We start from the raw sequence: 24,269 nt of genomic DNA on the forward strand, positions 1-24,269 counted from the left end.
GTGGCGGAGCGGGTTCGGCTGATCGACGTGGCGCGCGAGGCGGGCACGTCGGTGTCGACGGTGTCGCGGGCGCTGAACGGTTCCGACCTGATCTCTCCCGAGGTGGTCGCGCACGTGCGTGCGGTGGCCGGGGAACTGGGCTATCGCGCGGACAAGCGGGCGCAGGAGTTCAAGCTGGGTCGGCCGTTGACGGTCGGCGTGACCGTGCCGGACCTGACGAACCCGTTCTTCTCCGAGGTGCTCAAGGGCCTGGCGGCGTCGGCGCGGGCCGGCGGCTACCGGTTGCTGATCGGGGAGAGCGGTGAGGATCCGGCCGAGGAGCTGCGGCTGGTCGAGGAACTCGTCGACCACTCCGGTGCGCTCGTGCTCTGCAGTTCGCGCCTGACCCGCGCCGGCCTGGAGAAGGCGCTGGCCCTGCCGGTGCCGGTGGTGTGCATCAACCGGACCGTGAAGAACGCGGGCGCGGTCGCGATCGACTACCGGGCGGCGAGCCGGCTGCTGCTCGAACACCTCACCGGTCTAGGCCACCGCAGAGTCCTGTACGTCGGCGGTCCGGCGTCCTCGTGGTCCGACGGTGAACGCCGCCGGACATTGCGTCGTACTGCGCGATCCCTCGATGTCACGTTGGACGAGATCGACGGCGGCTGGGCCGGCAACCACGGGTACGACGCCGGGCCGACCGTGCTGAGCAGTCGCGCGACCGCGGTGATCACGTTCAACGACCTGGTCGGCGTCGGGCTGCTCAGCTGGATGCACGACAACGACGTCGACGTTCCGGCTGAGTTGTCGGTCGCGTCGTACGACGACATCCCGATCGCCGCGTACGCACGGCCGCCGCTCACGTCGTTGCGGAATGAGCGGGCTCGGCTGGGGGAGCTGGCCTGGGAGCAACTCGCCACGCGCCTCGCCGGGAACGACTGGCCTCGGCCGGACCTGCTCACGCCGGAGCTGGTGGTCCGGGCCAGCACCGGTCCGGCACGTCGCCGGGCCCGCATCCGAACCAGCTGAACTCCCTGCATCAGATTCCCTGTCTGGGATTCGCTGTGTTTGGGATTCCTCGTGTGCAAACGATTGCACGCGGATCGCGGCATGAGTTAGCGTCTACTCATGCTGCCGCCACGTGTTGTGCTCGGGACGGCCTACTACCCGGAATACCTGCCGCGGGAAGCCGGCGATCGGATCGGCACCGATCTGGATCTGATGGCGGCGGCCGGTATCACCGCCATCCGGGTCGGTGAGTCGGTCTGGTCGACCTGGGAACCACGCGATGGCGTGTTCGACCTCGAGTGGATCCTGCCTGTGCTCGACGCGGCCGGTGAGCGCGGGATCGATGTCGTACTCGGGACTCCGACGTACGCCGTACCGCCGTGGCTGCAGCGTGCCCATCCGGAGATCGCGGCTGAGCGCCGTACCGGGGAGCGGGTGCCGTGGGGTATCCGTCAGGAGGTGGACTTCGGGCAGCCGGCGTTCCGGTTCCACGCGGAGCGGGTGATCCGGCGGATCGTCGGGCGGTATCGCGACCATCCGGCCGTGATCGGCTACCAGGTCGACAACGAGCCCGGGGTGTTGCTCGCGCACAACTCGGCGGCGTTCTCCACGTTCGTTGCTCACTTGCGGGCGACCTATGGCGAGGTCGAGGCGTTGAACGCGGCCTGGGGACTGACGTACTGGTCGCATCGGCTGAGCGACTGGTCCGAGCTGTGGCGGCCGGACGGGAACAGCACGCCGTCGTACGACCTGGCGTGGCGACGGTTCCAGGCGGAGCGGACGACCGAGTTCATCGGGTGGCAGGCGGAGTTGGTTCGGGAACTGCGGCGGCCGGAGCAGTTCGTGACGACCTGCCTGGCCTACGATCGGCCGGCGGTGGCCGACGTACCGCTGACGTCGCGGCTGGACGTTGCGGCGGGCAACATCTATGTCGACGTGCAGGATGGTCTGGAGCGGCCGGCGCGACCGTCGCCACTCGAGGTCGGGTGGATCGGGCGGAGTGTCGCGGAGCTGTTTCTGGCGGCGGATCGCGTGCACGGGTCGCGTGGCGAGCCGTTCCTGGTCACCGAGACGAATGCGACGTCGATCGGTGGTTCGCATCAGAACCGGCCGCCGTACGACGGTCAGCTGCGGCAGCTCGCCTGGGCGTTCGTGTCGCGTGGCGCGCGAATGGTCGAGTACTGGCATTGGCACTCGATCCACCACGGTGCGGAGACGTTCTGGGGCGGAATCCTCGGCCACGATCTGCAACCGGGCCGGGTGTACGACGAGATCGCGGTGATCGGGGACGAGTTGGCGCGAGCCGGATCGTCGGTCGTCGGGCTGCGGCCCGACGTGGATGTGGCTGTCGTGTGGTCGGTCGAGAGCGATTGGGCGCTCCAATTCCAGCCGCCGCTCGCGGATCCGGCTGGCGCGCCGGACAAGTCGTCGTACCGGACGATCGTCAGCGCGTTCTACACCGGCATCCTGGACGCCGGCCTACGCCCGGGCGTCCTACCCATCGAGCACCTTGGCGACGATCCCGCGGCCCTGGTCGCGCAGTACCCGACCCTGGTGGTCGCCGCCCTCTCCATCGCGTCGGATCAACAACTGGAGTTCTTGCGCGAGTACGCCCGAGCCGGCGGCCACCTGATCATCGGCCCACGCACAGGCTACGCAGATTTCGAGGCTCGCCCCCGCCCCGAGCCCGCCCCACCCCGCCTGTCCGAGCCGGCTGGCCTCCGTTACCAGGCATACGAAAACCTCGCCGAAGACCTACCGGTAAGCGGCCTCGAAGGACACGCCACGCGCTGGGCGGAGACACTGCTCGTCGACAACGCCGATCCGGTCGCGTGGTTCACCCATCCCGCCGGAGCCCAACGACCGATCGTCACCACCAAACGCTGGGGAGAGGGTCGCGTGACCTACGTCGGCACCGTCCCAGACCCGGCACTTGCCAGAGCGATCGCGGCCCTGCCCGCCCGCTCCCGTCCCGCCGATGGCGATGCCTCCCCTGTGCCCGCCACCTCCACCGACCGCGCCGCGGGTGCGGGCTCGCCGTGGAGTGGGGTGCCGGAGGCTGTGACTGCTCTGTCTGCGGTCAATCGGGTGGGGGAGCGGTTGTGGTTTGTGCACAACTGGTCGGGGGACGCGGTGGTTGTTGAGGCACCGGGGGAGATGGTTGATGTGTTGGGTGGGGGCTTGGTGGGGCGGGTCGAGTTGGGGGCTTGGGATGTTCGGGTGTTGCGGGAGGGGCCGGCATGACTCCGTACTACGAGGATTTGGCGCCGGGGAGTGGATGCCGGGAGCCACGGGCTTGGTTGAGGTCTTCGCGGCCGCGGGTGAGTCTCAACGGGCGGTGGGAGTTCAAGTTGTGGAGTGGTCCGGCTGAGGCGCCGGCGGATGTGATGCGGCGCGACGTGGACGTGGACTGGGACGAGTTGGAAGTCCCGGGGCATTGGGTGCTGCGAGGGCACGATCGGCCTCGGTACACGAACACCGCGTTCCCGTTTCCGATCGACCCGCCGCGGACGCCGGACGCGAACCCGACCGGCGATCACCGCCGCTGGTTCGACCTCCCGGACGACTGGCCGCGAGATGGTGCCGTACTCCGCTTCGAAGGCGTCGACTCCTGCTTCAAGGTCTGGCTCAACGGGACCGAGGTCGGAACGGCGAAGGGCAGCCGGCTGCCGAGTGAGTTCGACGTCGGCGACCTGCTGCAGCCCGGGCGGAATCTGCTGGTGGTGAGAGTGCATCAGTGGTCGTCGGGCAGCTACCTCGAGGACCAGGACATGTGGTGGCTGCCGGGAATCTTCCGCGACGTGACGCTGCTCAGCCGGCCGCTCATCGGCGACGTGTTCGTCCACGCCGACTACGACCATCTGACCGGCGCCGGCACGGTGCGAGTCGACGTCGAACCGTCGTCCGCGCAGATCACGATCCCGGAGCTCGGGCTCGAACTGCGACCAGCCGAGACCGTCACGATCCCACGCGTCGAGCCATGGACGGCCGAAGTACCGCGTCTGTACGACACCCAGGTCGCAGTCGACGGCGAGACCGTGGAACTGCGGATCGGCTTCCGGACCGTCGCAATGACCGACGGGCTGCTCACAGTCAACGGGCACCCGCTGTTCTTCCGCGGAGTGAACCGTCACGAGCACGACGAACGCCGCGGCCGGGCGATCACGGTCGAGGCGATGCGGCAGGACCTGGTGCTGATGAAGCAGCACAACCTCAACGCCGTCCGTACGGCGCACTATCCGCCGCATCCCGCCTTCCTCGACCTGTGCGACGAACTTGGGCTGTGGGTCATCGACGAGTGCGACATCGAGACCCACGGCTTCATCTACACCGACTGGCGCGGCAACCCGGCCGACGATCCGGACTGGGCGCCGATGATGCTGGACCGGATGCGCCGGATGGTGGAGCGCGACAAGAACCACCCGAGCGTGGTCGTCTGGTCGCTGGCCAACGAGAGCCACCGCGGACGGAACTTCGGCACGCTCGCCGAGTGGACGCGCGAGCGCGATCCCGGGCGCGCGGTGTTCTACGAGCGGGACCGCAGCTATGAGTTCTCCGACTTCTACAGCCTGATGTACACGCCGCTCGAGGATCTCGAAGCGATCGGCACCCGGACCGAGGACGTGCCGCCGGAGACCGAGGACGACCCCGAGCTGGAGACCCGCCGCCGAGGGTTGCCCTTCCTGCTCGCGGAGTACGCCCATGCCATGGGCAACGGTCCTGGTGGGCTGGCCGACTACCAGCGCATCCTCGAGCGGTACCCGCGGCTCCAGGGCGGGTTCGTCTGGGAGTGGATCGACCACGGTCTGCTGTTGCCCGGAGCAACCGACCACGTGTACGGCGGAGACTTCGGCGAGCGGGTCCACGGCGCCAACTTCTGCATCGACGGTCTCCTGTTCCCCGACCGCACTCCGTCACCCGGGCTCGCCGAATACAAGAAGGTCATCGAGCCAGTTCGGATCACCGGCCCCGATCCGCTCACGATCCACAACCTCCGCACCTTCGCGTCCCTCGACGACCTGGAGTTCGTGTGGTCGGAGGAGGTGGACGGTGAGGAGGTAGACGCCGGCCGTCTGGAGGTCCCCGAGGTCCAGGCAGGATCCACCGCCGACCTACGGTCACCGGTCGAGATGCATGCCCCGGTTCGGCGCCGTGTGGACGGGGTGCCGGGGGTGGCGCCGGATGGCGAGCGGTGGTTGACGGTGCGGGCGGTGCTGGCGAAGGACGAGGCGTGGGCCGCCGCCGGACACGAGGTGGCTTGGGCGCAGTTCCGCCTGGACGGCGGAAGTGCGGGGGCGTCGAGCCCGGCCCAGCCGGAGCGGGTCGTGCCGGGCGGGGTGCAGCCGGAGCGGGCTGTGGCGAGAGTGGTGCAGGAGCAGGTCGTGCCAGGCGGGGGTAGGGAGCGGATCGTGTCAGGCGGGGGTGGGGAGCGGATCGTCCTCGGGGTGGGGGAGTTCGAGCGGAGTACCGGTCGGCTGGTTCGGCTCGGCGGGATCGAGGTCGACGGGCCAGAGCTGGACTTGTGGCGGGCCCCGACGGACAACGACTGCGGGCAGGGCGGGCGAAACGGCGTTGTGGGGGACTGGCGGGCGGCGGGGTTGGATCGGTTGCTGCATCGGGTCGATCGGGTGGACGTGGGCGAGAGGGAGCTCCTCGTCCAGACGCGGGTGGCGCCTGATGGGCTTGGGGTGGGTGTGCGTGCGACGTACCGGTGGACTCTCCACGATGCGTTGCGGCTGACGGTCGACGTGGAGCCTGAGGGCGAGTGGAGCGGTACGGCGGTGACGCCGCGGTGCGGGAGTTGGCCGCGGGTCGGAGTACGGATGGTGGTCCCGAGCAATCTGGACACAGTCCGATGGTTCGGAGGCGGGCCGGGAGAGGCGTACGCCGACAGTCGCGAGGCTGCCCGAGTCGGGCGGTACACAAGCACGGTCGACGACTTGCAGACGCCGTACGTCGTACCGCAGGAGAACGGATCGCGGATCGACGTGCGCTGGGCAGAACTGACCGATGCCCAGGGCAACGGCCTGCGTGTTGAGGGGGCGCCGCACTTCCAGCTCACCGCCCGCCGGTGGACCACCGAGGATCTCGAACGCGCCCGCCACCGCTCCGACCTGACCCCGCGCGACCACGTCTACCTCAACCTCGACCTGGCCCAGAACGGCCTGGGCTCTGCGTCCTGCGGCCCACCCGCGACCCCGCAGCACACCCTCGAGCCAGGCCCTTACACCTTCACCCTGACGTTCGATCAATTCGGTCGCAGCCCCGAACACGCTGTGGGACGATCGGACGCATGATCATGAACTTCTTCCGACTGAGCTAGCTCCCCGCTGGCCAGTCCGAGGCTGTAGCGGTCGTGTTCGACACGACCCGCCCGAGGCCGGCGATGCGGGAGCGGACCACCTGGCCGCTCCCGACCGCTGACCGGGAGACCTTTCATGCGATCTGCGCGCAGAGTCGCGGCAGAATCGATCACCCAAGCCCTCCGCACCGGTTCGCAGCCGGTGGTACTCGTGCGAACCGTCACGGGCTTGGAGCAACTGGCGGCCGAGGAGCTGACCGCGACGAGCCACCGGGTGATCGACCTGTCCAAACGACAACTCATCGTCGAGCCCATCGCGGCGACGATCATCACCAGCCCACCACGCCTGGCCGACGACCTGTTCGTCGTGCAGGCCGCCGTTCCCGACCCGGGGCGCACCAAGCAGGATCTGGCAGCGGCCGTCACCGAAGCCTGCGTACAGCTGACTCACGATGCCGGGGACTTCGCGGTGACCGCATCGTCGCTGGGCCGGCGCAACTACAACCGGTTCGACATCGAGGACCTGGCCGGCGGCCGCATCCAGGACCTGTCGGGCGCGAGGTACCACTCGCGCCGTACCGGCGAGGCTCCGCCGGTCGAGCGGACGGAGTGGCGGGTCATCCTCGACGGCAAGACGCTGTGGATCGGCGTCCGGCCGTACGACGTCCCGTTGCACCGCCGCGTCTGGCGCCGGCAGACGGTCACCGGCAGCCTGCATCCGCCGGTGGCCGCCGCGATGGCCCGGCTGGCACGCATCATCCCGGGGCACAGGGTCCTTGATCCGTTCTGCGGTGCGGGGACGCTGCTTCTCGAAGCACAGGCCATCGAGCCAGGAGCGACGTACCGCGGGATCGATCGGGAGGTGATCGCCGTCGCGGCCGCGCGGACGAACTCGCCGCGCGACTCGTCCATCCTCTGGCGCACCGGCGACGCGGCCCGACTCGACGGTCCGGTGGATCGCATCCTCACGAATCCACCCTGGGACGTCCGGTTGGGGATCGGAAGCTTCGCGCCGTACCTGGCGCAATGGCGTGAGATCCTCGCGCCGGACGGGCTCGTGGTCGCGATCCTGAACCACCAGCAGGCGGCCAGGATGATCGGGGATGCTGCCTGGCGGGTCATCGACGTGTACGACGTCGCTGTCGCCGGGCAGCATCCCCGGATCGTGGTGGCTACCGCGGCGTGACGAAGGTGATGTAGGTCGAGTTGCCCTTGTCAACGATGCCGGAGTTGGCCCCGAGCGCCAGCTGCCCGGCCGGTACGTCGTGCTTGAACAGGATGAGCCGTTGATCGGTCGTGCCAACGGTCTCGCCGGTCCGAGTGAAGGAGCTGAGCCATCCCGGCCACCAGTTGCCCTCGCCCCGTGGGTCGAAGGCGACGTACACAGTGGCCGGCCGGCTCAGATCCAGCGTGAGGTAGTCCATGGGACCGGTCGCCTTCGAGTCATCGTTGGCGCCCGGTACCAGCGCCTGCCCGGTCAGCTGCGCCGGCAGATCGGTGATCGTGTAGCTGCGATCCACATAGATCGGCGCGCCCGTCTGAGCCTTCACGAGGTTCGACAGCTTCTCCGGCGTCCGCACACTGACCAGATCGCTGAGCAGCGGCGGCTCACTCGCAGGCACACCGAGTATCCGGTTGCCAACCGTTTTCACCGCGTCGGCCGGCGCACCGGTCAACGGCACGAACCGGTACGACGACAACGGCACAGCCACCCGCTCCACGACGTACGACGCGTGTGCAGCCACCGGGACCGTCAAGACGTCAGCAGTCGTCGGAGCCACGACATCCCGGCCGTGATCATCAGCCACACGCACCTGCTGACCCGGCCAAGGGTTGCGCACCCGAAGCGTGTCTTTGCTTCCCGCTTCGATCCCGACCAGGTTCGGTACGCCGCCGTGCACCTCGGTGCTGATCCGGTGACCGCCCTCGATCTGCACCGACCCGGACACATCCCAGTCGCTTGGCCACGCCGGCGCGACGTCGACCACACCGTCGTACGACTGGACGAGCGCCTCCTGCAGACCGGTGGACACGACCCCGCCCCACTCGTTGTAGAAGCTGTGGTTCCGGACCGCCTCCTGGCCCGGGCGGTGGACGGTGAACCCGTTCGGGTAGATCTGGAAGTCCGCAATCCCCTTCAGCAGAAGGCGTTTCACCTCATCCGACTGCCCCAGACGCGCGGCCCACGTGGCATCCATCCCCCAGTCCTTGTCCTGCGGGTAGACCCGTTGCCGGTACGTCGCCTGCATCAGACCAGAGGTCTCGTCGAACAGACCCCACGGCCACAGTGCCTCCATCTCCGGGTTCTGCGTGTTGTGCGCTTCTTCATCGGTACCGGACCACGCGAGGACCTCCTCGCCACCACGCTGCACGGTCCGGAACGGCGGCAGCTTCCCGACCGCGTCACGCAACTGACCGGCGAACGCGTCATCACCTCGCGCCGAGGCGAGGTCGGCGACGATCGGGAAGATCACCCGCATCCCGGCGAGGTCAGGTGTGGGGTCGTTGGTGTCCCATTGCACCTCGAGTGCGTTGACGTGCTCGAGATGCAGGTAACCGTCCTCACCAGGTGTCAGCGCCGACAGGTAGAAGTCCGCGACCTCCCGCATCAACGGGTAGCTGCGGTTGAGCAGTGCCCGGTCACCGGTGTAGCGGTACTGCTGCCAGATGTTGTTCACCAGTTCGGCCCCGCTGCTGAGGATCCGGGTCGTGTAGTTCGGCTCGGACGTGTTGTCACAGCCGTCCGCGGTCCCGTCGTACCGCAGGAACTCGGGCACGCAGATCCCGCGCGCGCCGGTCCAGTGCGTGCGGGTCCACTCCTTCATCGCCGGCGCCTGGTCGAGATAGAAGTCGAAGTACGGCGCATTGAGATCGCCGACGCCCGCACCGAGATTCGCCGAGACGAGCATGCGCAGGTTGAAGTGCCAGTACGCATCCTGATCCCAGTCGGCCTGGTCCTGGGACGACGAGAACATCCGGACCACGGCGCCATGGGTGCTCGGAACCGGGCCACGCATCGACGCGGCCATCGTGTAGAGCTGCAGCGTACGGAGGTTCTCGACGTACTCGCCGGTGCCGTCGGCGGACGTGATCCGCATCGGCGCCGCCTTGGCCCAGTAGTCATGCCACCAGGCGAGATGGTTGCTGTGCGACTCGACCACCGCGTGGCGGGCGGCCGCCTTCACATCGCCTCCTTTGTACGACGGTACGCCGACGACGAGCCGGAAGCTGCCGTCACGATTGGGCCGGAAGGTGAGCCGGACCGTCAGCGGGTCGACCACGGTCGCGGACACGTCCCGGGCCCGCGCGGTCAGTGCGGCGACCGCACCGGTGACACCTCCGGATGCCTCGTCCTTGAAGGTCTCTGCCAGCGCTGCGACCGCACCGGACGCGCTCGTGGTCGGCGTGCGACCCGCCCAGAGCTTGAGATCAGCGGTCTGTGTTTTGCCGGGATCGGCACCGGTGACCTCGAGCACGAACTGGTCGGCGTCGGCCCGCACGTACGAGCGGGCCGACATTCCGCCACCACTCTGGACGAGTTGGCCGTCGTACAACGCCAATCGGCCCTTGTAGTCGGACGCGCGCATCAGCGGATCGAGACCGGGTACGACGAGCCGGCCGGCGGACTTCAGATCGGGGAAGGTGTCGACCCGGTTGAGCTGGGCGCTGAAGCCCTTCTCGGCCCAGACCGCGGCGCCGAGGACGCCGTTGCCGAGTGGCATGGCCTGGTACGCACGCCAGGGCGGTCCTTCCTGGACGAGATCGGATCGTGCGACGAGGCCGGCCGGATCGGTGCGCAGAGCACCGTCGTGCCAGGCGGTGGTCGGGCGGGATTCGGACTGGGGGATCGGGCCGGCCGCGGCGAGCGAACCGGCGCTGGTGGCAAGCAGCGTGACGAGTATGGGCAGGGTCCATCGACCAACAGGCATGCTGGAACCTTTCGGGGCGGTTGCGACAGGTCAGGGGCGCGGCTCGACGAAGTAGTCGACGCCCCGCCGGGTGCGGAACTCGACGACGCCGTCCTCGGGTCGCGCGAAGGCGACCGGACCGGCGCTGGACTTCACGTCGACCTGTACGCCGGTGCGCAGCCGCAGCCGGTTGCCCAGCAGCGAATGAATGCGAGCCTGGGTGAGCTTGCCCTGGGACCAGGACAGATCCAGGTCGAAGCCGCCGCGGGCTCGCAGACCCCGGATCCGTCCATCCGCAAAGGCGGCGGGCAGGCAGGGCAGGAGGGCGACCTCACCAGAGTGGCTTTGCATGAGCATCTCGGTGATACCGGAGATGCCGCCGAAGTTGCCGTCGATCTGGAACGGCGGGTGCAGGTCGAACAGGTTCGGCGCGGTGCGTCCGGGAGCGAGGAGCTGCGTGAGGTGCTTGTACGCGTTGTCCGCTTCGAGCAACCGGGCACGCAGGTTCAGCTTCCAGGCCAGCGACCAGCCGGCCGTGACCGCAGGACCGCGCAGTTCCAGCGACTTCCGGGCCGCGTCGGCGAGTTCCGGCGTACGGCGTGGGGTGACCTGGTCGCTCGGGAACACGGCCCACAGGTGTGAGACATGTCGACTCGTCTCCATCGCGGCCTCCTCCCAGTCGATCAGCCACTCCTGGATCTGGCCGAGGTAGCCGATCTGGATCGGTGCCAGCCGGGACCGTGCCTCGGCCACCTGCGCGGCCATCGCCGAGTCCTTGCCGAGCAGTGCGGCGGCCTGGCCGAACACCTTGAACAGGTCGTGCAGGATCTCGGTGTCCATCGTCGGGCCCGCACACATGCTCACGCCGACGTTGTCGTAATCGTGGTGCTTCAACTCGGGTGAGTGCGACGGACTGGTCACCAGCCAGCCCGTCTTCGCGTCGGTCTGCAATTGGTCCAGGAAGAACTCCACCGACCCGCGCAGCACCGGGTAGTACTGCCGCAGCATCTCCAGGTCGCCGGTGTACTCGTATCGCTCCCAGAACAGCAGCGACAGCCATGCGCCACCGGTCGGCCAGACACCGTAGAACGCGAAGTCGACCGGGGCCGTGCCTCGCCAGCCATCGGTGTTGTGGTGCGCGACCCACCCCGGAGCGTCGTACATCGCCGCGGCCGTCCGGGCGCCTGACTCGGCGAGCTCGGAGATCATCTGGAACAGCGGATCCCAGCATTCCGCGAGGTTGGCCGGACCGGCCGGCCAGTAGTTCATCTCGCAGTTGATGTTCAGCGTGAACTTCGACTGCCACTCCGGCAGCATCTTGTAGCTCCAGATGCCTTGCAGGTTGGCCGGTTGCCCGGGGCTGCGTGAGCTGGAGATCAGCAGATACCGGCCGAACTGGTAGTACAACGCGGCCAGTTGCGGGTCACCGCCGTCGCGGAACGTCTGCACCCGTTGGTCGGTCGGCAGCGCGACCGCGTCCGACGTACCGAGATCGATGTCCAGGCGCCCGAACAGCCGGCGGTAGTCCTCGACGTGGTCGTGCCGCAGCCGCCCGTACGCCGGACGCTCGTTGGGCAACGGCGCTGCGGCACGCGCCACCTGGTCGGCGCTGACGTCCTGGTAGTTGCGGTAGCTGGTGCCGACCGAGAAGGCCAGTGTGACCGCGTCCGCGCCGACGACCGAGAGGTTGCCGTCGGCAACAATCGTCGAACCGCCCTCGGCGAAGGCGCGGAGGAGCGCGCAGAACTTGACCGAGCCGGTCAGGCCCTCGGCGTCGCCGCTGATCCCGTTGAGTGCCAGCGTGCGGTCGTCGAAGCGGTCCGCGGTTGCGGCCTGTTCGGTGCTGAAGGTTGCGTCGAAGGTGAGCGTGGCGCGCGTGTCCGCCGTCAAACGCATCACCAAGAGTTGCGCCGGATGACTGACGAAGACCTCGCGCGTGTAGCGGACGCCGGCGTGGACGTAGGTGACGGAGGTGATCGCGGTGGTCAGGTCAAGGTCGCGTGAATAGGAGGAGACACCGGTGTCGGTGATGCCGGGGAAGGTCAGCGTCAGGTTGCCGACCGGCTGGTACTGCATCTGCTCGGTCGGGCGGCCCATGAAGTGCTCGTCCGCGAGGTTCTGCGCGTCGAGGTACTTCTCCTCGGCGATCAACCGGCGGATCTCCGGTAGTACCTCGCGCCCGGCCGGGTCGTCGTACTGGTGCGGGCCGCCGGCCCAGATCGAGTCCTCGTTGAGTTGCAGTTGCTCGGTCGCGGTCCCGCCGTACACCATGGCCCCGAGCCGGCCGTTGCCGATGGCAAGTGCTTGGAGCCATTCGATGGCGGGCTGGGTGTACCAGAGCTTCAGTGGATTGGTGTCGCTGCCAGGAGTCGGCGAGGCGGCAGCGGCGGTGAGCGGATCGGTGAGTGCGCCGGCGACGACAGCGGTGCCGGCCGCGGCGCCGGCGGTCCGCAGGACCTGGCGTCGGGTGTATTCGGTCATGGGGCGGTCTCCCTGGGGCGGTAGGTGCGCTGGGCGGTGCCGCGGAACACGTCGTTGTGTGTGGCGGAGGGGAGCAAGTCAGCGGTACGGCGGACAACCTCGGAACGGCCGGCCGACAGTGTGCACACGGGCCAGTCCGAACCGAACATCAACCGGTCGCTGCCGAAGAGGTCGAGGGCCACGTCGACGAGCTCGGCGAGGTCGTCGGGCGGCAGGTGGGCGGTGCCGGAGAGCTTCACGGTCACGTTCGGGCACTCGGCGAGAGCCTGGAGGCCGGTGCGCCAGGTGGCGTCGGCGGTCGTGGGGTTGCCGAGGTGGTCGAGCACCAGGCGTGCCTCGGGTACGACGGAAGCGAGTCGGGCGGCGCCGATCAGGGCGGGTGGGCGGAGGAGGAGGTCGATGACGAGACCGGCGTCGGTGGCGGCTCCCACCCCGCGGACGTGCGCGGGATCGGTCAGGGCGTCGGGATCAGTCTGGTCGGCCGGTGGGCTCCGGATGCCGACCAGCCGGGGGTCGCCCGGCAGATCGGCCGGCAGGTTGCGGAGGTCGAACCACCCGACGACGCCGGCGACCGAAGGTGTGGTGGCCGCGAGATCGAGCAGGTCGACGACCTCGGCCGGGTCGGCGTCGGCCTGGACGAGTACCAGGCCGGGAAGCCGGCCGTCGGACTGGCCGGGAGGCCAGTCGGCGGACAGGTCGGGAGGCCGGTCGGCGGACAGGTCGGCGAGAGTGAAGTCGCGACGGAGGGGATGACCAGCGGGCAGCCACGGGAGGGCGCGCCGTGCGGTGTCCCACACGTGCACGTGGGCATCAATCATGGCGGCCCGCGGGTCTGGTGATGGAGCTCTCGCCGCGGGCGTGGGCGGAGAAGAGGCGGGCGGAGTCCTCGGGGTCGGTGCCGGACAGCACCTCGATCAGGTCGAGGTGCCGCCGCGCCATCAGGCCCCAGTCGCCGGCGTACATGGCGTTGGAGACCACCTGCAGGTTCCACAGGGCGGGCTCGAGGGTGCGCCAGACGCGGAGCAGCATCGAGTTGCCGCTGGTCGCCAGGACCTGCCGATGGAAGCGCAGGTCGGCTTCCCGGAACGCGCCGATGTCGTGGTGGTCGGCGGCGTCGGTCATCCGCTGCACCTCGATCCGCAGCAGGTCCAGTTCCGCGTGCGGGACGTTCCCGGTCGCACGCCGGGCCGCCGCACTCTCCAGCAGCACCCGGACCTCGCGCGCCTCGCGGGCCTCGACCTGCGAGATCTCGGTGACGAAGTTCCCCAGCCGCGGCCGGTACGTCACCAGTCCGTCGTGGGCGAGGCGCCGTACGGCCTCCCGGGCGGGTGTCTGGCTGGTTCCGAGGACTCGGGCGATCTCGGACTCGACCACGCGCATGCCAGGGGCCAGTTCGCCGGACAGGATCCAGCCGCGGATCGCCTCGTAGACACGATCGGACAGCAGTTCGTTCTCACTCGACGGCGGGGGAGCCGGTTGCGTCGCGTGCAACGCCAGCCCGCCGCCGCCGGTGCGATGCCGGTGCAACTCCTCGCGGCGACGGCGTGAGACCGTCGACTGCGAGACGCCGTGCGTCGCCGCGATTTCGCGCGTCGAGGGCAGGTGTCCGGAATCGGCCATCGATGTTGTCGCCACCGCACCGAGTTGGATCCGGTCGACCATCCGGGGCCGGCCGCTGCGCATGCCGTCGTCGAGACCGGCCATCCCCATCCGCAGGAACCGCCGCCGCCACTTGCCGACCGTGCCCGGAGTGACCGCGAGCAGGTCCGCGACGTCCTTGTTCGACTCGCCCTCCGCGCAGGCGAGCACGATCCGGCTGCGCAGGCGCATCGCTGCGCTGGTCCGGGGACCGGAGGCAAGATGGGTCAGCGCGGCCCGCTCGGCCGACGACAGGGTCAGCGGCGACTTGGGTCTTCCGGCATCGGGCATGGCTGCATGGTGACCCCGCTCACGTCGTTCTGTCGACCCCATATGGCATGGACTTCTGACTCAGAACGTCCAGTTTGCCGTTTATACGTTGACACTTGAGCGCGGTCCTCTGCATCGTCACTCGATAACGACGCCCCGGCCGCCCCCGATGCCGGGTTGATCTGAGGAGGACCCGGAAATGGCTCGTTCGGTTCAGCGGAAGCTCGGTTTGCTGACGTCTGTCGTGATCCTGGTGGGCGCGGCAGGCTGCGGTGGTGGCGGGTTCGATGACGAGGGTTCGGCCGGTGCCGCCACCGGTGAGGTGCGGATGCTGGTGAACATCACCCCCAACCTGACCAAGGGGTACTGGGAGGGACTGGTCAAGCCGTTCGAGGACGCCAACCCCGGCGTCGACGTGAAGATCGAGGCGCCGACCGGCTCGGGCGTGAAGGATTCGCTGCCGCAGCTGCTCGCGGCCGGAAACGCTCCGGACGTGGTCGAGACGCTGATGGCCGACAAGGTGCTCGCGCCGCAGATGCTCGAGCTGACCGACCAGGCCTGGACCAAGGACACACCGCTGGCGCAGCAGGCAGCGCTGGACGGCAAGGTCTACACCGTCGGCGTCGGCCAGCAGGCGCAGTCGCTGGTCTTCTACAACAAGGACGCGTTCACCAAGGCCGGCATCGCCTCGCCGCCCAAGGACCTCGACGAGCTGACCGCCGCGATGGGCAAGCTGAAGGCCGCGGGCTACCTGCCGCTGCAGACGGCCGGCGACTACGTGACCGGGTTGCAGCTGCTGCAGCTCAGCGACCCGTCGATCGCCACCAAGCACCCGGACTGGTACCAGCAGGTCGGCTCCAAGCAGCTCGGCGTCGGCCAGAGCATGCTCCCACTGCTGCAGCGCTACGAGTCCTGGATCAAGAGCGGGTACGTCGACAAGAACGCGCTCGGCCTCGACGACGTGAACGCGCAGACCAACTTCCTCACCGGCAAGTCCGCGATGTACATCATGGGCAGCTGGTTCGTCCGTACCGCGGAGAGCCAGAAGCCCACCTTCGACCTGGGCGTGTTCGCCGCTCCGACCGAAGCCGGCCAGCCGTACCCGGGTCCGCAGGGCGTGACGATGGCCGCGCCGTACATGGTGCTGAAGTCGACCAAGCAGCGTGACCTCTCGGTGAAGCTCGTCCAGTTCCTGGTCACCGATCAGGCCGCCGTACAGAGTCAGTTGGCGCAGGACGGCAACTTCCGGAAGGGCTTCACCGACAAGCTGACTCCGCTCGGCCAGCGGGTCCAGGACATCCTCGACCAGGCGCCCAAGAGCGTCGCGCAGGGCGAGGGGTACGGCGCCAACACCCTGCCGTCAGGCTTCAACGGCGAATGGAACAAGGCGGTCCAGAGCCTCTACACCGGCAAGAGCGCCAAGGACGTGGCCACCCGCATCGACAGCTGGATGGGGTCGAAGTCGTGAGAGCGCGACTGACCACGATGAGTATGGTCGGTCCCGCCCTGGTGCTGTTCGTCGTCATGCTCGTCGTCCCGGTCTGTCTCTCGGTCTACCTGAGCCTGACCGACTGGAACGGGTACAGCGCGAACCCGGTGGTGGTCGGCCTGCGCAACTACCTCGACCTCGCGCAGAGCGAGGAGGCGCTCCGGGCCGGTTGGGTCACGCTGGTGATCGCCGCGGTCGGCACCGTCCTCCTGAGCGTGCTCGGTCTCGGGTTCGCCCTGCTGGTGAACGGCGCGTCCCGGCTCAACTCGTTCTTCCGCGTGATCCTCTTCTATCCCCACGTGCTCAGTGCTTTGGTCGTCGGGTTCTTGTGGAGCGCGGTCCTCGGTACGTCGGGTGTCGTGAACGGCTGGCTCACCACCAAGGGCGCTGAGGTGCTGCCGTTCCTGTCCAACCCGATCTGGGCGCTCGCGAGTCTCATCGGCGTACTGGTGTGGGCTGGGTTCGGAGTGAACGTCGTGCTCTACCTCGCGGGACTGCAGACGGTGTCGAAGGATCTGCTCGAGTCGGCCCGGATCGATGGTGCGTCGGCGCGGCAGACGTTCCGCAACGTCACGCTGCCGGCGCTCGCGCCGGTGGTCACCGTGAACCTCGTGCTGTCGCTGGTCACGCTGCTGAAGACGTACGACCTCGTCGTGTCGCTGACCGGTGGTGGTCCGGCCGGTTCGACGCAGACGGCGGCGTACCTGATCCTGTGGGATTCGTTCCACAACAACGCGCTCGGGTTCGGGTCGGCGCAGAGCGTCGTGCTGATGATCGTCACCGCCGGTCTCGCCCTGACGGTCGCGCGGCTGCGATCCAGAGCCGATCAAGGGGTGAAGGGATGAGCGCCATCCGCATGCCTCGGGTGGCGACGCTGCAGTTCAAGCCGATGCGCACCAAGGGTGCCGGCCGGATCGCGTTCCTGATCGTGACCAGCGTGCTGATGCTGGTGCCGATGTACCTGCTCGTGGTCAGCGCGTTCAAGTCGCAGCAGGACATCCTGGCCCACCCCTTCTCGTTGTCGCCCGACCAACTGACGACGCAGTACCTGCAGAAGGCGTGGACGAACCCGGACTTCAACATCCTCAAGGGGTACGCCGTCACCGCGCTGTTCGTGGTCTCGGTGAACGTCCTGTCCGTCGCGCTGGCCGGCCCGGTCTCGTACGTCATCGCGCGCCGCAGTGAACGCCGCTACCGCATGCTCCTGCTGCTGTTCGTGGCCGGCACGTTCATCCCGAGCCAGGTGCTGGTCATCCCGGTCGTCTACACGCTGAAGTTCCTCGGGCTGATGGGGACCATCCCGGGGTTCGTGCTGTTCGAGACGACGCTGACCCTGCCGTTCTCGATCTTCCTGTACGCCGGCTACATCACGACGATCCCCGCCAGCCTGGATGAAGCGGCTGCGGTGGACGGAGCCGGCAAGCACCGGATCTTCTGGTCGATCGTGTTCCCGCTGATGAAGCCGGCGGTCGTGACGATGGTCATCCTGAACACCTTCTCGGTGTGGAACGACTTCGTGAACCCGCAGATCATCCTCGGCCCCGGCAGCGGTCTCTACACCGTCACCACCGGTGTGTACGCCGCGGTGAGCCAGTACTCGACCGACTACACAGTCGTGTTCCCGACGCTGCTGCTCGCGGTAGCTCCGTTGCTGGTGGTCTTCGTGCTGCTGCAGCGGCACGTGATCAGCGGCCTGACTGCGGGGGCGACCAAGGGATGACCGAACCGATTGTTGCCGAGACCCCCATCGGCGCCCCGCCCGCGTGGGCGATCATGCAGCGCCGCCTGTTCGACGTGATGGACGAGGGCTGGTGGCTGTTCCGCGAGCGGTACTGCCTGCCCGACGGCAGCCTGCGCTACGCCGGACCGGTGCAGAGCCGCGACGGCGCGGACGACTTCTACGAGGCGTTCGTGAACTGGCCCGTGCTCTACCAGCTCGGCGGTGCGGACGACCTGATCGACGTGGCCAAGTGGCACTGGGAAGGCGTCACCCGCCAACTCACCGACCTGGGCTTCCTGGTCGACGAGTTCGAGCGCGGTTACGACTGGTTCCACATCGGTGAGTCGATGATCTTCTTCTACGCCTTGTGTGCGGCCGATCCGGGCGACGAGGTGTTCCGCGAGCGGGCGTACCGGTTCGCGGAGCTCTACCTGCCCGGCTCACCGGCGGGCAACTACGACCCGGCGACGCGCACGATCCGCGCACCGCACAACGGCGGTGGTGGTCCGCGCTGGGGCATCAACGACGAGTGGCGTTCGTACGGCGCCGACCTGACGAACATGCGCATCTTCGGGCTGCCGCTGTCCGGCGTACCGGGGATCTCCAGTTGGGACGACCTGAAGGATCCGGCGAACGCGGACCTGATGGGTGCGGAGATGATCCGCCGCCAAGGTGCGGGCGACACAGCGGTCAACCTGGCCGCCACAACCCTGACCGCGAACGCGTGGCTCTACGACCACAACGACCGGTTCGCCGCGTGGACACTGGAGTACCTCGACGCCTGGCAGGAAAGGGCTGCAGCCAACGACGGACTCGTCCCGGACAACGTCGGGCCCAGCGGGATCGTCGGCGAGTTGCACGACGGCCGCTGGTACGGCGGCAACTACGGCTGGAACTGGCCGCACGGTGTCTACAGCGTCGGCTCGGCCGCCTGCATCGCAGCACTGAACGGCGCGGTGCTGACCGGTGACTCCAAGCGGCTCGACATCGCCAGGCACCTGCTTGACCACCTCTACGAGCGCGGCGTCACGGGCGCGGTCGACGAGACCGAGCTGAGTATCCGGGACCGCTGGCAGGCCGAGCTCGGCGACGACTGCGCGAAGCCGACCCTGCTGATCCCGAATCGGCACGGAGACGACGGCTGGTTCGACTACCAGCCGCCGCAGCTGGGGTTGCCGATCTGGTTGTGGCAGGCAGCGTTCGAGTCCTCGGATCGCGATCGGCTGCGGCAGCTCAGGGAGCGCAGCGGCTACGACTGGCGAACCGTCCGCGACTTCCGGAACAAGGAGGACGCCGGGCACGAAGCACCCTGGCTGGCGTACCTCGACGGGGACAACCCTGGGTACCCGGAGGCGATGCTGGGCGTCGCGCTGTCGCAGGTACAGCGCCGGATGGATCTGATGGCCGTCGACACTACCGATCCGGCCGACCTGAACATCCATCACTGGCAGCGGCACAACCCGGTCGCGACCGAAGCCCTGTTGCAGTTGACCACAGGCACACCGCAACTCCTGTACAACGGTGGTCTGCTGCCGCTCCGGGTCCTGTACCTCGACCCCGATCGCGGGCGTCCCGGCCTACCGGCCGACGTCGCCGCACTGGTCGACACGGTCGAGCCGGACCGGACCTGTCTGCAGTTGGTCAACCTGTCCGCGACCCAGACCCGCCGCGTGATCGTCCAGGCCGGCAGCTTCGGCACCGACCGGATCGACGAGGCCACCGTGTCCACCGCGACGGGGGAGTACCCCGGACCGTCCCCGGCGTACACCTCCCCGCCACCGACTCCGGGCACCCGCACGGTCGTTGTCGGCAGCAACAGACTCGAAGTGACGATGCCGCCGGGCCGGACCATCAGGCTCGAGCTCCGGCTGACCAGAAACACCTACCGCGCCGCACACCTGGCGCTTTCCTGAGGAGACATATGAGCAGCACGGAACAAGCCCCGGTGGTACCGGTCTGGGACCTGCCGGTGCGCGGCGACACCCCGCCGCCATCGGATCCCGGGCTGGTGTCCCGGCTGGCCGAGATCGGGTCGGCGACCGCCTGCGCCCGGTTGCACGGCCAGGGCATCCGCCGGACCTTCGTCGACGGACCGACCAGCATGTTCCCCGGCAAGAAGGTGGTCGGCCGGGCGCTGACCCTGCAGTTCATGCCGCAGCGGGAGGACATCGCCGACGGCCAGACCCAGGAGTACATCGAGCGCAGTACGGCGCTGTGGGCCGTGCTCGACGAGGTACAGCCCGGCGACGTGCTGGTGGTCCAGGCCTACGGCAGCCACACCACCGGCTGCTTCGGCGACATGCTGGTCCGCTACTTCAAGCTCCGTGGTGGCGCCGGCATCGTGATCGACGGCAGGATCCGCGACGTTCCCAGGGTGTCGCAGCTCGACGTACCGATCTGGTCCACCGGAGCCACCCCGCACTACGCGTCCCAGGCCGAGCTGTTCCCGTGGGCCTACAACGTCCCGGTCGCGGTCGGCGGCGTCCTCACGCTGCCCGGTGACCTGGTGCTCGCCGACGACGACGGTGCGGTCGTCGTACCCCGGCGCCGCGCGGAGGCGGTCGTCGAGGCAGCCGCCGAGCACGACGCGTGGGAGAAGTTCAGCCGGGCCCGGATCGACGAGGGCGCCCCGCTGCGCGACTACTACCCCCTGACCGAGAAGACCCGCCTCGAGTACGAGCGCTGGCGAAGCCAGAACGGCAACGCCGGCGACTGACCCTCCGAGAGAGGACCCCGCCCAACATGTCCAAGAGAACCAGGCGTACGGCGCTCAGCGTCGGCGCCGGGGTGGTCGCGGCTGCCCTGGTGACCGTCGCGGCCGTCCAACTCAACGCCCAGCCCGCCGGTGCGGCCAGGTGCGACAGCTTCTACGTCGCACCCAACGGCAACGACGCCGCCAAGGGGACCGAGAAGAACCCGTGGAAGACGATCACCCGGGCTCGCGACGAGATCCGGGACGAGCACCTCAACGACCGGATGAACTGTGACATCACCGTCAACCTGAAGGCCGGCGAGTACCCGGTCGCGTCCACGATCGGCTTCGACCAGCGCGACTCCGGCAAGAACGGGCACCGGGTGATCTACCGCAGTGCCGACGGTCCGGGCAAGGCGACGCTGCAAGGTGCCGAGGAGATCACGGGCTGGGAGCCGTACAAGGACGGCATCTACAAGGCGAAGGTGGATGCGTCCAAGCCGTTCTACACGCTCTTCGAGGACGGGAAGCGGGCGACCAACGCGCGCTATCCGAACCGCGGCAGCGACGAGCAGTGGTCGCCGTACCTGCGATCGATCCTCTACGAAGAGGACAAGATGGACGTGCACAACTGGCTGTGGGGCACGCCGGGCGACTGGGACCCGACCTGGGATATGAGCCAGGCGTCGGTGACGATCTGGTCGGGCGGCTCGTGGTCGTGGTTCACCGACACGATCCCGTTGCTCGACACGAACTTCAAGAAGACCCAGACGACGCTGAAATACTGGACCCGGTACGCGATGGTCAACAGCAACGGCGGATCGCGGTACTTCTTCCAGAACTCGCTGAGCTTCCTGGACCAGCCGGGGGAGTACTACCTCGACGCCAAGGCCGGTGAGGTCTACTACAAGCCGCGCGGCGGAACGTTGGACGGCATCAAGGTGCTCCGGCCGACCGTGAAGACGGTCCTGAACCTCGCGGGATCGTCGCCGCAGGACCGGCTGCACGACGTGAGCTTCGACGGACTCGGGGTGCAGTACTCCGACTTCGTCAGCTGGTACCGCAACGGCTGGGTGGCCGGTGGCGACGCCGGGGTCGAGCACAAGTACCCGGAGTACGACCGGCAGATCGAGATGCCGCGGAACCGGTTCGGCGCGATCACGCTGACCAACACGAGCAACATCGACCTGTCCCGGCTGCAGCTGTCCGACACGGGCTTCACGGGCGTCTACCTGTTGTTCGCCAACGATCACACCAAGATCACCGACAGCCTGCTGGAGAACATCGGTGCCGACGGCATCAAGGTCGAGGGCGGCTGGCCGGGAGAAGGTGACCTGAGCAACCACCACACGATCTCCAACACGTTCATCGACCACATCGGCGAGTTGGTCCCGGGCGACGCGGCCGGCATCGAGTTGATGGACACCGGCAACAACACCATCTCGAACATCGAGGTGAAGCACAGCGCCCGCTACGGCATCAGCCTGGAGTCCCGGCCGGAGGTCACCGACGGCGACCAGTACGCCTCTGGCAACAGCTTCAAGTACATCCGGCTGGAGGAGACCGGCCTGGACAGCGGCGACATGGGCTCGTTCTACACGTACGGCGTGGACAACCAGGAACCGCATCCGGTCACGAACACCGTCGACCAGTTGGTGATCGGGGATGTGATCCCGGATCCGTCGATGCCGGACGCGGGTGGCACTCGCGGCGTCCACATGGACGCCGGTGGTTGCGGGTTCGCGTTCAGCAACGTCCAGGTCGGGAAGGTGACCGACCAGAAATACCAGTCCTACCAGTGCAACGAGGTGACCAACGCCGACTGGGTCGACGGGTTCGATGCCACGAAGATGGAGTACGACAAGATCGGCGTCCTGCCCACCTTCCCGTACGACGTGTCGGGCCGGTGAGCTGAGATGCGTGGATTCATCGGTGGAGTGATCGCTGGGCTCGCCCTTCCGGCGCTCGTCCTCGGCGGCGGGGTGGCGGCGCGAGCCGCTGCCCCGGCGGCCGGGCAGGACAAGTGCGACGCGTTCTGGGTTTCGTCGACCGGCGACGACGCGGCTCCGGGAACCGAACGCAAGCCGTGGCGGACGATCGAGCATGCTCGCGACACCATCCGGGCCCGCGGGCTGAACCAGCGGATGTCGTGTGACCTGGTGGTCAACCTGAAGGCGGGCACCTACCCGGTGGCCAAGACGATCGGCTTCGACGACCGTGACTCCGGGTCGAACGGGCACAAGGTCGTGTACCGGAGCGTGGACGGTCCGGGGAAGGCGGAGCTCGAGGCGGCGCAGGAGGTCACCGGCTGGACGCCGTACCGGGACGGAATCTTCAAGGCCGGGGTCGACATCGACCAGCCGTTCTACACGCTGTACGTCGACGGCGAGCGGGCCACCACGGCCCGGTACCCGAACCGGCAGTCGGACGACGAATGGGCGCCGTACCTGAAGTCGGTCCTGATCGAGCCGGAGAAGGAGGCCCTGCGCGACCAGGTCGGCTACACCGAGGGCGACTGGAACGAGACCTGGAACCTGAACAGCTACACCGACTGGCCGGCCCAGCTGATGATCTGGTCGGGCGGGTCGTGGAGCTGGTTCACCGACACGGTGCCGATCAAGAACGCGGACTGGAAGGACAACAAGGTCATCCTGGACTACTGGACCCGGTACGCGATGATGAACTCCCGGTCCGGTTCCCGGTACTTCGTCCAGAACTCCCTCGACCTCCTCGACGCCGAGGACGAGTACTACCTGGACTGGGCGAACAAAGAGCTGTACTACAAGCCGCGCGGCGGCACGATGGACGGCAAGCGGGTCCTCCGCCCGACGCAGACCCAGGTGCTGTCGCTGGCCGGGGTCTCGCCCGCGCGCCGGCTGCACGACATCGCGTTCGACGGACTCGGGATCGCGGCCACCGACTTCATGCAGTGGTACCGCTCGGGCTGGATCAGCGCCGGGGACTCCGGTCAGCAGCACAAGTACCCGGAGTACGACCGCCAGATCGAGATGACCCGCAACCGGTACGGCGCGGTCACGCTGACCAACACCCGCAACGTCGACCTGACCGGGCTGCACGTGCACGACACCGGCTACCACGGTGTCTACCTGCTGTCGGCCAACGACCACGTGAGGATCGCTGACAATCTGCTGGAGAACATCGGTGGTGACGGCATCAAGGTCGAAGGCCCGTACCCGGGCGAGGGCGACGTCGCGAACCACAACACGTTCACCAACCTCTACATCGACCACGTCGGCGAGCTGGTCCCGGGCGACGCGGCAGGGATCGAGCTGATGGACACCGGCAACAACGAGGTTTCGCACGTTGTCGTGAAGCACAGCGCCCGGTACGGCATCAGCCTGGAGTCGCGTCCGGAGGTGACCGACGGCGAGCAGTACGCGTCCGGCAACAACTTCTCCTACATCCGGCTGGAGGAGACCGGTCTGGACAGCGGTGACATGGGCGCGTTCTACACCTACGGCGTCGACAACCAGGAGCCGCATCCAGTGCAGAACACGGTCAAGCAGATGGTCATCACCGACGTGATCCCGGATGCGTCGATGCCGGACAGCGGAACCCGGGGCGTGCACATGGACGCCGGTGGGTGCGGCTTCAGCTTCAGCGACATCGAGGTCGGCCAGGTGACCGACGACAAGTACCAGTCGTACCAGTGCAACCAGGTCGCCAACGCGAACTGGGCGGAGGGTTTCGACGCCTCGAAGATGGAGTACGACAAGATCGGCGTCCTCCCCGGCTTCCCGTACGACGTGACGGGGCGGTGA

General features: G+C 68.1%; 15 protein-coding genes. 11 read left to right on the top strand and 4 right to left on the bottom strand.

The genetic code is table 11. The annotated features are described in order from the left end of the window. The 4 genes from ACIBG5_RS24625 (at position 1) to ACIBG5_RS24640 (ending at position 7,475) form a co-directional block, all read left to right on the top strand. Positions 1–1,008, top strand: a complete 1,008-nt coding sequence (locus ACIBG5_RS24625) for a LacI family DNA-binding transcriptional regulator (protein ID WP_396393814.1) — start codon at positions 1–3, stop codon at positions 1,006–1,008. A 99-nt stretch (positions 1,009–1,107) separates the two neighbouring features. Beyond that, entirely contained in the window at positions 1,108–3,231 is a 2,124-nt protein-coding gene (locus ACIBG5_RS24630) for a beta-galactosidase (protein ID WP_396393815.1), read from the top strand. A 77-nt stretch (positions 3,232–3,308) separates the two neighbouring features. Beyond that, complete coding sequence (locus tag ACIBG5_RS24635; protein ID WP_396393816.1) at positions 3,309–6,284, top strand: glycoside hydrolase family 2 TIM barrel-domain containing protein; 2,976 nt, start codon at positions 3,309–3,311, stop codon at positions 6,282–6,284. 141 nt (positions 6,285–6,425) lie between these two features. Further along, positions 6,426–7,475 carry a TRM11 family SAM-dependent methyltransferase gene (locus tag ACIBG5_RS24640; RefSeq protein ID WP_396393817.1) on the top strand — a complete coding sequence of 350 codons (1,050 nt, stop codon included), beginning with the start codon at positions 6,426–6,428 and terminating at the stop codon, positions 7,473–7,475. Here ACIBG5_RS24640 and ACIBG5_RS24645 read toward each other — a convergent pair. The 4 genes from ACIBG5_RS24645 to ACIBG5_RS24660 are packed head-to-tail and all read right to left on the bottom strand — an operon-like array spanning position 7,462 to position 14,607. Then, positions 7,462–10,218: a glycosyl hydrolase family 95 catalytic domain-containing protein gene (locus tag ACIBG5_RS24645; protein ID WP_396393818.1), complete on the bottom strand. Its 2,757-nt coding sequence runs from the start codon at positions 10,216–10,218 to the stop codon at positions 7,462–7,464. The two genes, ACIBG5_RS24640 and ACIBG5_RS24645, sit on opposite strands and share 14 nt — an antisense overlap. A 30-nt stretch (positions 10,219–10,248) precedes the next feature. Then, positions 10,249–12,678, bottom strand: a complete 2,430-nt coding sequence (locus ACIBG5_RS24650; protein ID WP_396393819.1) for a glycosyl hydrolase family 95 catalytic domain-containing protein — start codon at positions 12,676–12,678, stop codon at positions 10,249–10,251. After that, the gene (locus ACIBG5_RS24655) at positions 12,675–13,496 is read right to left on the bottom strand and encodes an amidohydrolase family protein (RefSeq protein WP_396393820.1); all 822 of its coding nucleotides are present in this window, start codon (positions 13,494–13,496) and stop codon (positions 12,675–12,677) included. The genes ACIBG5_RS24650 and ACIBG5_RS24655 overlap by 4 nt, the downstream gene beginning before the upstream one ends. Next, complete coding sequence (locus ACIBG5_RS24660; RefSeq protein WP_396393821.1) at positions 13,489–14,607, bottom strand: FCD domain-containing protein; 1,119 nt, start codon at positions 14,605–14,607, stop codon at positions 13,489–13,491. The genes ACIBG5_RS24655 and ACIBG5_RS24660 overlap by 8 nt, the downstream gene beginning before the upstream one ends. Before the next feature lie 178 nt (positions 14,608–14,785). On the opposite strand from ACIBG5_RS24660, the gene ACIBG5_RS24665 reads away from it, so the two are divergent. From ACIBG5_RS24665 to ACIBG5_RS24695, 7 genes are read left to right on the top strand one after another with little or no spacing between them, the layout of a single operon-like run. Next, on the top strand, positions 14,786–16,054 hold the full coding sequence (locus ACIBG5_RS24665; RefSeq protein WP_396393822.1) for an ABC transporter substrate-binding protein: 1,269 nt from the start codon (positions 14,786–14,788) through the stop codon (positions 16,052–16,054). Next, the gene (locus tag ACIBG5_RS24670) at positions 16,051–16,920 is read left to right on the top strand and encodes a carbohydrate ABC transporter permease (protein ID WP_396393823.1); all 870 of its coding nucleotides are present in this window, start codon (positions 16,051–16,053) and stop codon (positions 16,918–16,920) included. Before ACIBG5_RS24665 ends, ACIBG5_RS24670 begins: the two co-directional genes overlap by 4 nt. Continuing rightward, positions 16,917–17,795 carry a carbohydrate ABC transporter permease gene (locus ACIBG5_RS24675; RefSeq protein WP_396393824.1) on the top strand — a complete coding sequence of 293 codons (879 nt, stop codon included), beginning with the start codon at positions 16,917–16,919 and terminating at the stop codon, positions 17,793–17,795. The genes ACIBG5_RS24670 and ACIBG5_RS24675 overlap by 4 nt, the downstream gene beginning before the upstream one ends. Next, positions 17,792–19,708, top strand: a complete 1,917-nt coding sequence (locus ACIBG5_RS24680) for a hypothetical protein (RefSeq protein WP_396393825.1) — start codon at positions 17,792–17,794, stop codon at positions 19,706–19,708. The genes ACIBG5_RS24675 and ACIBG5_RS24680 overlap by 4 nt, the downstream gene beginning before the upstream one ends. Positions 19,709–19,716: 8 nt before the next feature. Further along, entirely contained in the window at positions 19,717–20,511 is a 795-nt protein-coding gene (locus ACIBG5_RS24685) for a hypothetical protein (protein ID WP_360440206.1), read from the top strand. Between the two features lie 26 nt (positions 20,512–20,537). Continuing rightward, positions 20,538–22,397, top strand: coding sequence for a right-handed parallel beta-helix repeat-containing protein (locus ACIBG5_RS24690; protein WP_396393826.1), 1,860 nt, complete (start codon positions 20,538–20,540; stop codon positions 22,395–22,397). A gap of 6 nt (positions 22,398–22,403) precedes the next feature. After that, the gene (locus tag ACIBG5_RS24695) at positions 22,404–24,269 is read left to right on the top strand and encodes a right-handed parallel beta-helix repeat-containing protein (RefSeq protein WP_396393827.1); all 1,866 of its coding nucleotides are present in this window, start codon (positions 22,404–22,406) and stop codon (positions 24,267–24,269) included.

This window comes from Kribbella sp. NPDC050241, assembly GCF_044459685.1.
Classification (GTDB): Bacteria; Actinomycetota; Actinomycetes; order Propionibacteriales; family Kribbellaceae; genus Kribbella.

Bases quoted from the DNA above. Each gene is read 5' to 3' on its own strand.
- ACIBG5_RS24665 (WP_396393822.1), top strand. From the start codon at position 14,786: ATGGCTCGTTCGGTTCAGCGGAAGCTCGGTTTGCTGACGTCTGTCGTG.
- ACIBG5_RS24630 (WP_396393815.1), top strand. From the start codon at position 1,108: ATGCTGCCGCCACGTGTTGTGCTCGGGACGGCCTACTACCCGGAATAC.
- ACIBG5_RS24640 (WP_396393817.1), top strand. From the start codon at position 6,426: ATGCGATCTGCGCGCAGAGTCGCGGCAGAATCGATCACCCAAGCCCTC.
- ACIBG5_RS24685 (WP_360440206.1), top strand. From the start codon at position 19,717: ATGAGCAGCACGGAACAAGCCCCGGTGGTACCGGTCTGGGACCTGCCG.
- ACIBG5_RS24675 (WP_396393824.1), top strand. From the start codon at position 16,917: ATGAGCGCCATCCGCATGCCTCGGGTGGCGACGCTGCAGTTCAAGCCG.
- ACIBG5_RS24650 (WP_396393819.1), bottom strand. From the start codon at position 12,678: ATGACCGAATACACCCGACGCCAGGTCCTGCGGACCGCCGGCGCCGCG.
- ACIBG5_RS24680 (WP_396393825.1), top strand. From the start codon at position 17,792: ATGACCGAACCGATTGTTGCCGAGACCCCCATCGGCGCCCCGCCCGCG.
- ACIBG5_RS24695 (WP_396393827.1), top strand. From the start codon at position 22,404: ATGCGTGGATTCATCGGTGGAGTGATCGCTGGGCTCGCCCTTCCGGCG.
- ACIBG5_RS24660 (WP_396393821.1), bottom strand. From the start codon at position 14,607: ATGCCCGATGCCGGAAGACCCAAGTCGCCGCTGACCCTGTCGTCGGCC.
- ACIBG5_RS24655 (WP_396393820.1), bottom strand. From the start codon at position 13,496: ATGATTGATGCCCACGTGCACGTGTGGGACACCGCACGGCGCGCCCTC.
- ACIBG5_RS24690 (WP_396393826.1), top strand. From the start codon at position 20,538: ATGTCCAAGAGAACCAGGCGTACGGCGCTCAGCGTCGGCGCCGGGGTG.
- ACIBG5_RS24645 (WP_396393818.1), bottom strand. From the start codon at position 10,218: ATGCCTGTTGGTCGATGGACCCTGCCCATACTCGTCACGCTGCTTGCC.